15 protein-coding genes and 1 other annotated feature (1 of these 16 only partly in view) are annotated in these 12,311 nt (G+C 42.7%); all 15 genes read left to right on the top strand.

Annotated features, from left to right (window positions below; translation table 11 throughout):
• Positions 1–162: 162 nt before the first annotated feature.
• The 15 genes from rpsU to recO all read left to right on the top strand — a co-directional run bounded on the left by rpsU (position 163) and on the right by recO (position 12,126).
• On the top strand, positions 163–336 hold the full coding sequence (gene rpsU, locus QNH43_RS18500; RefSeq protein ID WP_028391853.1) for a 30S ribosomal protein S21: 174 nt from the start codon (positions 163–165) through the stop codon (positions 334–336).
• Positions 337–350: 14 nt separating this feature from the next.
• Positions 351–794, top strand: coding sequence for a GatB/YqeY domain-containing protein (locus tag QNH43_RS18495; RefSeq protein ID WP_283915197.1), 444 nt, complete (start codon positions 351–353; stop codon positions 792–794).
• A 304-nt stretch (positions 795–1,098) separates the two neighbouring features.
• Positions 1,099–2,418 carry an NfeD family protein gene (locus QNH43_RS18490; protein ID WP_434060208.1) on the top strand — a complete coding sequence of 440 codons (1,320 nt, stop codon included), beginning with the start codon at positions 1,099–1,101 and terminating at the stop codon, positions 2,416–2,418.
• A 50-nt stretch (positions 2,419–2,468) separates the two neighbouring features.
• Entirely contained in the window at positions 2,469–3,461 is a 993-nt protein-coding gene (gene floA / locus QNH43_RS18485; RefSeq protein WP_434060207.1) for a flotillin-like protein FloA, read from the top strand.
• A 22-nt stretch (positions 3,462–3,483) separates the two neighbouring features.
• A complete protein-coding gene (locus QNH43_RS18480) occupies positions 3,484–3,990 on the top strand; it encodes a YqfB family membrane protein (RefSeq protein WP_283915195.1) in 507 nt (168 codons plus the stop codon).
• A 127-nt stretch (positions 3,991–4,117) separates the two neighbouring features.
• The gene (yqfC, locus tag QNH43_RS18475) at positions 4,118–4,402 is read left to right on the top strand and encodes a sporulation protein YqfC (RefSeq protein ID WP_034308511.1); all 285 of its coding nucleotides are present in this window, start codon (positions 4,118–4,120) and stop codon (positions 4,400–4,402) included.
• A gap of 15 nt (positions 4,403–4,417) precedes the next feature.
• The gene (gene yqfD / locus QNH43_RS18470; protein WP_076365231.1) at positions 4,418–5,605 is read left to right on the top strand and encodes a sporulation protein YqfD; all 1,188 of its coding nucleotides are present in this window, start codon (positions 4,418–4,420) and stop codon (positions 5,603–5,605) included.
• 3 nt (positions 5,606–5,608) lie between these two features.
• Positions 5,609–6,571 carry a PhoH family protein gene (locus QNH43_RS18465; RefSeq protein ID WP_283915194.1) on the top strand — a complete coding sequence of 321 codons (963 nt, stop codon included), beginning with the start codon at positions 5,609–5,611 and terminating at the stop codon, positions 6,569–6,571.
• A gap of 178 nt (positions 6,572–6,749) precedes the next feature.
• The gene (locus tag QNH43_RS18460) at positions 6,750–8,909 is read left to right on the top strand and encodes an HD family phosphohydrolase (protein WP_283915193.1); all 2,160 of its coding nucleotides are present in this window, start codon (positions 6,750–6,752) and stop codon (positions 8,907–8,909) included.
• Complete coding sequence (gene ybeY / locus QNH43_RS18455; protein ID WP_283915192.1) at positions 8,906–9,382, top strand: rRNA maturation RNase YbeY; 477 nt, start codon at positions 8,906–8,908, stop codon at positions 9,380–9,382. The genes QNH43_RS18460 and ybeY overlap by 4 nt, the downstream gene beginning before the upstream one ends.
• A complete protein-coding gene (locus QNH43_RS18450; RefSeq protein ID WP_063233011.1) occupies positions 9,360–9,737 on the top strand; it encodes a diacylglycerol kinase family protein in 378 nt (125 codons plus the stop codon). Before ybeY ends, QNH43_RS18450 begins: the two co-directional genes overlap by 23 nt.
• 39 nt (positions 9,738–9,776) lie before the next feature.
• Positions 9,777–10,175: a cytidine deaminase gene (locus tag QNH43_RS18445; RefSeq protein WP_076365241.1), complete on the top strand. Its 399-nt coding sequence runs from the start codon at positions 9,777–9,779 to the stop codon at positions 10,173–10,175.
• Positions 10,168–11,097, top strand: coding sequence for a GTPase Era (era, locus tag QNH43_RS18440; protein WP_076365244.1), 930 nt, complete (start codon positions 10,168–10,170; stop codon positions 11,095–11,097). The genes QNH43_RS18445 and era overlap by 8 nt, the downstream gene beginning before the upstream one ends.
• A 99-nt stretch (positions 11,098–11,196) precedes the next feature.
• Positions 11,197–11,340, top strand: coding sequence for a YqzL family protein (locus QNH43_RS18435; RefSeq protein WP_065310843.1), 144 nt, complete (start codon positions 11,197–11,199; stop codon positions 11,338–11,340).
• A 33-nt stretch (positions 11,341–11,373) separates the two neighbouring features.
• On the top strand, positions 11,374–12,126 hold the full coding sequence (gene recO / locus QNH43_RS18430; RefSeq protein ID WP_076365248.1) for a DNA repair protein RecO: 753 nt from the start codon (positions 11,374–11,376) through the stop codon (positions 12,124–12,126).
• A 57-nt stretch (positions 12,127–12,183) separates the two neighbouring features.
• Positions 12,184–12,311: a binding site (T-box leader), on the top strand (it continues 49 nt past the right edge of the window).

The raw sequence follows: 12,311 nt of genomic DNA, 5'->3' as shown, positions 1-12,311 counted from the left end.
ATCATCGTTTCGTGAATAATTATGATAATAACATGATGATATTCAAAATAAGTTTGATTTTATTGGTTGACCTGCTAAAGATGATATATTATAATTGTTTAGTACATGTATAACATGTTGACAACTTGAGTTAGTGTGTTGTTTTCGGAGGGAGGGAAAGAGATGTCTAAAACCGTCGTTCGTAAAAACGAATCGCTTGAAGATGCTCTTCGTCGTTTCAAACGTACTGTATCTAAAGCAGGATCGCTTCAGGAAGCTAGGAAGCGTGAATTTTATGAAAAGCCAAGCGTAAAACGTAAGAAAAAGTCTGAAGCTGCAAGAAAACGTAAATTCTAAGAGAGGGTGGAAAGATGAGTCTTCTCGAGCGTTTAAATAATGATATGAAACAAGCGATGAAGAACAAGGAAAAGGACAAACTATCTGTTATTCGGATGCTGAAAGCTTCTATTCAAAATGAAGCCATGAAGCAGAGACAAGATTTAACAGATGATGAAGAATTGACAGTGCTCTCTCGCGAATTAAAACAACGCAAAGACTCCCTCCAGGAGTTTGAAAACGCAGGTCGTTCAGATCTCGTGGATAAAGTCCGCACCGAACTAGTATACGTAGAGGCATATATGCCTGAGCAACTTTCAGAAGAAGACCTTTCTAAAATCGTTAAACAAACGATTGAAGAAGTCAATGCAACATCCAAAGCAGATATGGGGCGAGTTATGGGAGCTTTAATGCCTAAAGTTAAAGGTAAAGCGGATGGTTCTCTAGTAAACAAATTAGTACAACAACATCTATCTTAAACTCTAAACTTAAAACTCGAAACCTAACCGCAGGCAAATTGCCTGTGGTTTTTGTGTATTTCATGAATTTTATGCGTATATTATTGAAACGTAGCCCAGATAATGGGGGCACTTTTCATTTTATTTGCTTTTTTTTGAAACCTTTTTCATATACATACGTAATAACTAAAGAACAGAGTAAAGGGTTGCTTCATTTGCTCCTTATTCGAATTTTAGTTGCGTGCTGAATTTACTGGTAGGTTTTCCTCTGAACATTGGAGGCGCTTACCGCGTTTAATACGGGAAAGGGGGCGTTCCGTTGAAAATTTGGCGTTATTTATCTGTACTCTTATTTGGATTGCTGTTCACCATGTCTTCTTTTGGGGGGGCGACGGCATCTGCAAACGAAAAGATTGTTTACCATGTTCCAATTGAAGAAACGGTGGAAAAGGGACTCTCGGCCTTTTTGGAACGCGCGCTGACCACTGCTGAGGCAGCTGATGCAGATCTTGTCGTTTTCGAGGTGAATACCCCTGGAGGTGCTGTGGATGCAGCAGGGGAAATTGCAAAGTTACTGTCGGATTCACCAATCAAGACAGTTGCCTACGTCAATAACAGGGCTTTATCTGCAGGTGCATACATTTCTCTAAGTGCAGATGAAATCTATATGGTTCCGAGTGCCACCATGGGATCTGCGGCAGTGATAGATTCAGCGGGAAATGCCGCAGGTAAGAAAGCGCAATCTTATTGGTTAGCTGCCATGAAGACTGCTGCAGAACAAAATGGACGTGACCCCATATACGCCCAGGCGATGGCGGATGTTGACATCGATCTACCCGAATATGGAGCGGAAAAAGGGAAGTTGCTGACATTTACAGCTGAACAGGCAAAAAAGGCTGGATATAGTGAAGGCACCGTCTCTGGGAAAGCGGAGCTGTATAGTATACTTGGAGTTGAGGATGCTGATATTCGCTCAATCGAAGAAAGCTTTCCTGAGAAACTTGCCCGCTTTTTGACCAACCCGATCGTCGTTCCCATTTTGTTAACGATAGCGGGTATCGGGATTGTGATGGAATTGTTTTCACCCGGTTTTGGAATTCCGGGGGTCATTGGAATCACCAGCCTTATTTTATTCTTCTATGGTCATCTTGTCGCCGGTATCACCGGATACGAATCGTTAGCGATGTTCATCATCGGGGTCATTCTCGTACTAATTGAATTTTTTATCCCAGGGGGGATCATCGGGCTGCTCGGATTTACAGCGATAGTGGGGAGTTTATTCCTCGCAACAGGTGATCCGGTCCATATGACGATATCCTTGCTAATTGCGGTCACCGTATCCATTTTGGTATTCATCCTACTTGTAAAGGTGTTTGGAAAACAGATGAAATTTTTCAGGAAAATGATATTAACCGATGCAACAAAAACGGAACAAGGATATGTCAGCAATCCGAATCGTTTGGATTTATTGGGTGTAGAAGGGAAGGCCCTTACAGATTTGAGGCCTTCAGGAACAGCTTTGGTCAAAGAAGAAAGAGTGGATGTCGTGACGGAGGGAAGCTTTATTTCCAAAGGTTCGTCAATCATCATCGTTAAAGTTGAAGGATCAAGGGTAGTCGTCCGGGAAATTCCGGATTCAAATTAAAATTAAAAGATACAGGAAGGATGAATCATTAAGTGATAACTTCAGGAACGATATTTATTGTACTGGCAGTGATTGCTGCCATCATCGTATTGGCAGTGTTTTTCACATTCGTACCAGTAATGTTATGGATTTCCGCTTTAGCGGCAGGAGTCAAAATCAGTATATTTACATTAGTTGGGATGAGGCTTCGCCGTGTTATACCAAGCAGGGTCGTCAACCCGCTTATCAAGGCCCATAAGGCTGGAATCAATGTTTCAACGAATCAATTGGAGAGCCATTACCTTGCAGGCGGTAATGTCGATCGAGTGGTGAATGCATTAATTGCTGCAGAACGTGCCAATATCGTGCTGCCTTTCGAACGGGGTGCAGCCATTGATCTTGCAGGCCGTGATGTACTGGAAGCCGTTCAAATGAGCGTTAACCCGAAAGTGATCGAAACTCCGTTCATCTCTGGTGTGGCGATGAATGGTATTGAAGTGAAAGCGAAGGCAAGGATAACGGTCCGGGCCAATATTGAACGCCTGGTCGGTGGTGCCGGTGAAGAAACGATCATTGCCCGTGTAGGTGAAGGGATCGTATCGACGATCGGTGCTTCGAAAATGCATACGGATGTACTTGAGAACCCCGATTTGATTTCAAGAACGGTTTTATCGAAAGGATTGGATTCAGGAACGGCATTCGAAATTCTTTCCATTGATATCGCTGAAGTGGATATCGGAAAAAATATCGGGGCCATATTACAGACGGACCAAGCCGAAGCCGATAAGAAAATAGCCCAGGCAAAGGCCGAAGAACGCCGTGCGATGGCTGTTGCACTGGAACAGGAAATGGTTGCCCGTGTTCAGGAAATGAGAGCGAAGGTTGTTCAATCCGAAGCGGAGGTTCCATTGGCCATGGCCGATGCACTGAAAAGCGGAAACCTTGGAGTAATGGATTATATGAATATCCAAAATATCACGGCCGATACGGATATGCGCGATTCCATCAGTAAAATTTCAGACAATCCAAAAGATAACAACAATAACCATAATAATAATAATTAGGTCAGGGAAGGAAGGTCTTTAAATGGGAGATTTTATTGATTTCTTTCTCCAGAACCCATTCCTTATCATTGTCTTGATCGGTATTTTAACGTCCATGTTGGGAAAGAAAAAGCAGCATCAGCAACATGATGATCCTAACGTGCCTCCGAAAAAGAAATGGCAGGAGGTCATGCGGGAGCTTCAAGGTGAAATGCAGCAAGGGAATCCGCAGCAAAGGCCTGCCCCTGCTCCCGTAAGGAAAGTCGAACAGCAGCAGCCAGCTCAGGCTGTTGAAGTGATCGATGAGACGACGAACGAAGCGAACAAAAGGATCGCGGAGCTTAGAAGGCTTCAGCAGAAGTACGATCAGGAGCGTTTATATCAAAAAGCGAAGGCGGATCAGCTTACATCGACGATTTCTGATAATAACAGTCGGGTCTATCGCGAAGGGCCGTCTTTTGGTAAAAAGCAGCTGATTGATGGCATCATCATGTCAGAAGTGCTGGGACCGCCAAGGGCGAAGAGAAGTCTTCAGAGGTCCAGAAGGTGATTCAAAGCCCCGTGCTTTTTTTGCCCGTCATTACATGTGCATGAAAAAATAGACTTTCATTCACTTATAATTTTGTGCTAGAACCCTCTTTCATTTCATACATTGAGATGAAAGGGGGTTCTTTTTTATGGCACGCAATTGGGGAAAAAAAGTGAAACAGCTTATGACCAAAACAATGGACCTTCCGCAAGATGTCATGATGGACCTGCCGCGAATTACAATGATCGGACAATTACATATTTATATTGAAAACCATCGTGGCTTATTGGCTTTTACAGACAGCGAAGTACGATTGATGCTGAAAAATGGGCAGTTGCTGATAAAGGGAAATGCCTTTGTCATAAAGACGATTTTGCCGGAAGAAATCATGCTCGAAGGCAAAATCGATAAGGTCTATTTTATCAATGAATGATCCCGGGAGGTCTCCATGAAAAACCAATGGACAAACTATTATACAGGCTATGTAAAGGTGAAGGCTTATGGCAAAGGTGCAGAACGGCTGATCAATATGCTGACGAGAAGGGGGCTTCATATCTGGGATGTGAAGCGTGTCGGAAGTGAAGCCCTGATTTTCCATATGGATATCAGGGATATCCCCAAACTACGTCAGGTCATGCGTAAGAGCGATTGTAAAGTAAAGTTCATGCAGGGAAAGGGTTTCCCTTTCCTAATGAAGAGAGTCATGAAAAACAGTGGGTTTTTAGCGGGGATGATCGCTTTCCTCCTCTGCATATTTGTTCTTTCCAATATGGTATGGGGCATCGAGGTTCAAGATGCCAAACCGGCAACCGAGCATGCCATCCGGAAAGAATTGGACAAGATGGGCGTGAAGATCGGGAAAGTGCAATTCTTTGTTGATGATGTGGATACGATTCAGCGTAAGCTGTCGGACCGGATTGGTGCATTGACATGGGTAGGGGTTGAGCTTAAGGGAACGACATACCATTTTCGGGTTGTAGAAAAACGGCAGCCTAAGGAGGTCGAGAAAACATCTCCGCAAAATTTGGTAGCTTCCAAAAAAGCGATCATCACTGATATGTTCGTTGAAAAGGGACAATCTATTGTTAATGTGAATGATTATGTAGGAAAAGGACAGCTTCTTGTTTCAGGATTGATTGGAAAGGAGGATAAACAGGAAATTGTATCCGCACAGGGAGTAATAAAAGGGAAAACGTGGTATAAAGCGAAAGTGGAAGTTCCGTTAAAAACCAAGTTTTCCGTTTTTAACGGAGATGAAACGACCAGGCACTTTTTGAAAATGGGGGGCTTTTCCCTTCCGGTATGGGGTTTCAAGGATCCGGGATACGAAAAACAGGAAAAAGAAACGACAGTGAGGCCTTTTCACTTTCTTCAATGGGAACTTCCCATTTCCTATAAACAAGTGACCTTGAGGAGCAAGGAAGATATTGTACGAAGTTATACGGAGAAAGAAGCGGTGAAGGAAGGCAAGAAAATGGCTAAAGCAGAATTGAAAAAGCATTTGGAAGAGGAAGATGAAATCGTCGAGGAAAAAATTTTGCACGAAAGCATGGAGAATGGTAAAGTTAAATTATCTATACATTACCAAGTTATTGAAGATATAGCGATTGGACAGCCAATCATTCAAGGAGACTAACGAATGGCAGATGATGTGAAAGTAATTAAGCTAGAAATAGAATCACCCAATGAAGCGATCGTATTATTGGGCAATGGAGATTCAAATGTAAAGGTGCTCGAAGAGGAGCTTGGCATTTCCGTCATAACCCGAGGTGAAGCGGTGAGTGTTGCCGGGGATATCGAGCGGGTAACGATGGGGGAGGAAATCCTCAATGCATTATTGAAAGTGGTCAGAAAAGGAATTGCAATCAGCTCCAGGGATGTGCTTTATGCAATTGAATTGGCAAGAAAAGGCACATTGGAGTATTTCGGTGAATTATATGATGAGGAAATCGCTAAAACGGCTAAGGGGAAATCCATTAAGGTCAAAACAATCGGGCAAAGATACTATATCCAGGCCATAAAGAAACAGGATCTTGTATTTGGGATTGGGCCTGCCGGAACCGGGAAGACCTACCTTGCTGTAGTGATGGCCATCAATGCATTGAAAAATGGACATGTTAAACGGATCATCCTGACACGGCCTGCCGTCGAAGCGGGGGAAAGCCTTGGTTTTCTGCCTGGTGATCTGAAGGAAAAGGTAGATCCTTATCTACGGCCGCTGTATGACGCTCTCCATGACCTTCTAGGGATGGAACAGACGCAAAGGATGATAGAACGCGGAACGATCGAAATAGCTCCTCTGGCTTATATGAGGGGCCGTACGCTTGAAGATGCCTTTGTCATATTGGATGAAGCCCAGAATACGACGGAAGCCCAAATGAAGATGTTCTTGACCCGGCTTGGTTTCGGATCGAAAATGGTCATTACGGGAGATAGGACCCAGATTGACCTTCCGAAAGGGATGAAGTCAGGTCTGGTCCGGGTAGAAGAGATCTTGAAGAATGTTAAAGGCCTTTCCTTTGTTTATTTTGAACATAGTGATGTAGTAAGACATCCGCTTGTCGCCAAAATCATTACTGCTTACGAGCAGGCGAAGTCATAAGAAAAAATCCGCCATTTCAATCGGCGGATTTTTCGTGATGTGTCTAAATGACAAACTTTATGGGGAAAAAGTGGATAAGAAGCTTCATTTATCAATACGAAGGTGAAAATTCACATGAAAACTGTTATGATTTTACATATCTAGAATAATAAACATCATTTTTTTAGGAGGACCTTCCTTGAATCGTATCCAGAAATTTTTCACTCAAATAAAAGGGCTGTTGGTCCATCGCTTTTTTCAAGTGCTTTTGTTCATCATACTTGGTTTGTTTGCGTATGGGTTAATGTTCTCCAATGTTAAGCCGGAAAGGGTCCAGGTAGAGCTTTTTAAGCCTGCGGAACAAACAATCCGTTCAACCAAGACTGTGGAAGATACCTATAAGACGGAACAGGAAAAAGAAGAGATTTCAAAACAGGTGGCGGATGTTTATTCTTTAAAAAAGGAATATGCCAAAAATAAAGTCGATCTGATCTCATCCATTTTCGATTCAGCAATAGAAGTGAATAAAGAAACGGACCCCGATGAAGATCATAAAGAGGATAAAAAAGAGCCCGTAAAGACGGATGCTCAAAAAGTTTCCATATTAAAAGAAAAGTTGACCGATGAAGTGAATAAAAATATCGAGGAATCCGTTTTCCTGGCATTAGTGCAGGCGGATGAAGATGAGTTGAAAATAGCGAAGGATTCGACCATTACAGCCGTGAATAATGTGATGAGCTCCCGGATCGCTGCAAGTGACGTCGAAAATGCCAAGAAGAAGGTTGTAGAGGAATTGGGTTACATGAGCATTAGTGGCGATATGAAAAAAGCTTCCACTTCCCTTGCACGTACGGCAATCATTCAGAATGTATTTTTCGATAAGGACAAAACCGAGGAACAGCGAAGGAAAGCGGTTGAAAGCGTGGAGCCAATCAGGATCCTTCAAGGTCAAATCATCGTGGAAGAAAATCAATTGGTGGACAGGGATGTATATAGGCAGCTTGAACTGGCAGGCTTCTTAAATACGGAGTCTACCATTTACCCGTATATCGGCCTGCTGTTATTCATATTCCTGACTTTTGCCGCTTTTTATTATTATTTCTACTATTCCATTTCCAAAAAGGATAACAAGTACAATCAGTTATTGATTTTCAGTCTTGTCTTTATCCTTTCAATGGCTACCATGAAAACGGTCAGCATTCTGGCAGACCTGAAGAACTCGAACTTGGAATACATTTTCCCGGGTGCCATGGCGGCGATGCTCATCAAGATATTATTGAATGATAAGTTAGCGGTGGCAATGATCATATTGTTAGGTTCGTATGGTACGATTATATTTAATGGTGATACACCTGGAAATCTGGATTTCTCGATGGGGCTTTATATCATTTTCGGCGGATTGACGGCAATCATCATTCTATCCAGGCCAAATTTCAAATCAAAGGTGCTGGTAGCGGGGCTGCTATTGGCTTTAATCAATATGGCATTCGTTTTTTCGCTCATCTTTATTATGGACAGCCATTATACTAGAATGGAGTACTTGTATTATGCTGCTGCTGCCATAGGTTCTGGGGTGGGTTCAGCCGTTTTGACAATGGGCCTGCTGCCGTTTTTCGAGGCGGGTTTCGGGATCTTATCATCGATTAAGCTTATCGAGCTCGCGAATCCCAATCATCCGTTATTGCGGAGGATCTTGATTGAGGCACCGGGGACATATCATCACAGTGTAATGGTCGCCAATTTGGCGGAATCCGCTTGTGAAGCCATCGGGTCGAATGGATTGCTGGCAAGGGTGGGCAGCTATTACCATGATATCGGTAAAACGAAGCGGCCGCACTTCTTCATCGAAAATCAGATGAATGAAGAGAACCCGCATGATCGCCTGCAGCCGGAAACGAGCAGGGATATCATCATTGCCCATGCCGTAGATGGCGGGGAGATGCTGCGCAGTCACAAATTCCCGAAAGAGATTGTGGATATTGCAGAGCAGCATCACGGTACCACTTTATTGAAGTTTTTCTACCATAAGGCAAAAAAACAGGATGAGTCCACACTTGAAGCGGCCTACCGATATCCCGGACCGAGGGCGATAATGAAGGAAGTAGCCGTCATCGGCATAGCCGATAGTGTTGAAGCTGCAGTGAGATCGATGAAGCACCCAACTCCGGAGAAGATTGAAGAGCTGGTAAGTTTCATCATTCAGGACAGGATTTCTGATGGTCAATTTGATGAATGTGACATTACTATGAGAGAATTGAGTATCGTGAAGCATTCCTTATGTGAATCGCTGAATGGTATCTTCCACTCCAGGATTGAATATCCGGAGCCGGATAAATTAGGACAGAAGGTGAAAGAATGATTTTAGCTATCGATTTAATGGATGAAACGAATGAAGTAACGGAGGAAGCCCAGCGGCTTGTTGAAAGCATTCTGCAATTTGCGGCAAGAAAAGAAAATATTGAAAAAGACACCGAGCTGTCAGTTACATTTGTAGACAATGATAGGATTCGGGAAATCAATAAAGAATATCGACATAAAGATTCAGCTACAGATGTCATTTCTTTTGCACTTGAAGAAATGGGAGAAGATGAAGTGGAAATTGTCGGAGCGGAAATGCCACGCATGTTAGGGGATATCATCATTTCCATTGAACGCACGAATGAGCAGGCTGAAGAATATGGACATTCTTTTGACCGGGAACTAGGATTTTTAGCACTGCATGGTTTTCTGCATTTATTAGGATTCGACCACATGAATGAAGAAGATGAAAAAGTGATGTTCACTAAACAAAAGGAGATCTTGGAAGAATATGGACTTTCAAGAGAAGGATAAAAAAAGGTATCCTTTATTAAAAAGTTTCTCTTTTGCCTGTCAGGGTATTTTGGAGGCTGTTCGGACTGAACGCAATATCAAGATTCATTTCGCGTTAACGGCAATCGTCGTATTCTTTGGCTGGTATTTCTCATTGAATGGGATGGAGTGGCTTTTCATCTTGGCGGCAATAGCCGGTACGATTACGTTGGAGCTCGTTAATTCAGCGATTGAAAGGGTAGTGGACCTGGTAACGGATCAAATCCATCCGCTTGCCAAGCAGGCAAAAGATATTGCAGCCGGAGCTGTATTCATATATGCTATATTTTCTATAATAGTTGGATTGATTATCTTTTTGCCCAAGTTTGGCCTGTAGGTTGCCGAAATGGTACTCAATTTGAAAGGAAGATGTGAATTGAATACAAAAGAATTGATTGAGGAAGCTAAAAAAGCAAGGGATAAAGCTTATGTGCCTTACTCCAAATTTAAGGTGGGGGCAGCCCTTTTAACCGCAGATGGAAAAGTCTATCATGGTTGTAATATAGAAAATGCTGCATACAGCATGTGTAACTGTGCCGAAAGGACAGCTTTATTCAGCGCTTATGCCCATAATGATAAAAAATTCACTAAACTTGCAGTCGTGGCGGATACCGATGGTCCCGTTTCCCCATGCGGGGCATGCAGGCAGGTTATTTCGGAACTGTGTGAAAAGGATATGCCGGTCGTTTTGACCAACTTACATGGGGATATAAAAGAACTAACAGTACAGGAATTGCTTCCAGGAGCTTTTTCACCGGAGGATTTAAATGGATAAACTATTTGATGATAAACAAGTAAAAGATTACAAATCAGGTTTCATTTCGATTATTGGACGACCTAATGTTGGAAAGAGTACATTTCTGAATCGGGTCATCGGTCAAAAGATCGCCATTATGAGCGATAAACCGCAAACTACAAGAAATAAGGTCCAGGGTGTACTTACGCAAAACGATTCACAAATGATTTTCATCGATACACCCGGCATTCATAAACCAAAGCATAAGCTTGGTGACTTCATGATGAAAGTGGCAACGAATACATTGAAGGAAGTCGATTTGATTCTCTTCATGATCAATGCGACTGAAGGATACGGACGGGGTGACGAGTTTATCATCGAAAAACTTCAATCCGTAAAAACGCCAGTTTTCCTTGTTGTAAACAAAATCGATGCGATGCATCCAGATGATTTACTTCCGATCATTGAAAAATACCAACAGCTTTACCCTTTTGCGGCGGTCGTTCCGATTTCTGCGCTTGAAGGAAATAATGTTGATACACTGCTTGAACAAATCAAGGAACATCTGCCAGAAGGTCCCCAGTTTTATCCAGCTGACCAAGTGACGGACCACCCGGAACGTTTTATCATTTCCGAATTGGTCCGCGAGAAGGTACTGCACCTGACACGTGAAGAAATTCCGCATTCAGTGGCTGTTGTCATCGATTCAATTAAAAAAATGGACAACAGTGACACCATTAATGTCATGGCGACAATCGTTGTGGAACGTGATTCACAAAAAGGCATCGTCATCGGAAAGCAAGGGAAAATGCTTAAAGAAGTCGGTAGCCGTGCCAGGGTGGATATCGAAAACTTATTGGGCTCGAAAGTTTTCTTGGAACTATGGGTGAAGGTGCAGAAGGATTGGCGGAACAAAGCAAGCCAGCTTCGCGATTATGGCTTCAATGAGAGCGAGTATTAATTAACAAAATTTACGCGTCATGAAAGTTCGGAAAACGGTCAAGCTAACCATATGGTCGGATATTCATATTGCTAGTTAAAAATGAAAGGTGGGCTTTATATGTTGGATTTTACCTGGGAGTTATTTACTGAAACGGGTAATGTGGACACCTATTTGCTGTTTAAGGAGATAGAAGTCGAGAGACAGGAAAGACACTTGGGATTGAATGATGAGCTAGCAGAAATTGATTTTCCTGTTTCATAGGTTAGCCTTGGCGAGCATGGGTGGTGTCTTGGTATGCTCCAAAAATGTGAGGGCATTGTCATAAGGCGAACTGCATATGGAGAAAATAACAAAATCATTACTATATATACCCGCGAGCTAGGAAAAATAGGCGTTATGGCTAGAGGAGCCAGTAAACCTAACAGCAGGCTTTCAGCCGTCACACAGCTTTTTTGCTCCGGGTATTTTCTTGTAACCACATCAACGGGACTCGGTAGTCTTCAGCAAGGCGAAATGGTCGATTCACTTCGTTTCATAAGGGAGGATCTTTTTGCCACTGCTTATGCTTCATATATTGTTGAATTGCTTGATAAAAGCGTCGAGGATAAGAAACCGAATCCATATTTGTATGAATTGCTTTCGCAAACCTTGCATTACATAAACGAGGAATATGACGCAGAGGTTTTGACATTCATTTTTGAAATGAAGATGCTGCCCGTCAATGGGATTAACCCTGTACTGAATCAGTGTGCTGTATGTGGTGAAACGGAAGGGGAATTCTCCTTCTCGCTTCGGGAAGCGGGCTTTATCTGTCACCGCTGTCTGGGGAAAGACCCTTATCATTATAAAATTTCACCTGCAGCCGTCAAATTGCTTCGAATCTTTTATTATTTCGATTTATCAAGGCTCGGAAACATTTCCGTAAAGCCTGAAACGAAAAAAGAACTTCGGAAGATCATCGATGCATATTATGAGGAATATTCCGGTCTGCATTTGAAATCAAAAAAGTTCCTGAAACAGATTGATACGATGAAAGATATGTTTTAGGATCTGACTATTGACATTCCATGCTAGTTTGTATAAAATTCTAATCATCAAAATAAGAAGATTGCGTTGATGGAAAAGAGTATCTGTCATTCTCCATAAAAAGCGAGCCCGGGACGGTGGAAGCCGGGATATGGATTTACAGGGAAGGGCGTTTCCGGAGCATGTAGCTTTGAAAAGAGGCCGTT

It is taken from the genome of Peribacillus simplex (genome assembly GCF_030123325.1).
Lineage (GTDB): Bacteria > Bacillota > Bacilli > Bacillales > DSM-1321 > Peribacillus > Peribacillus simplex_D.
This window is presented reverse-complemented; position numbering and strand designations above follow the sequence as displayed.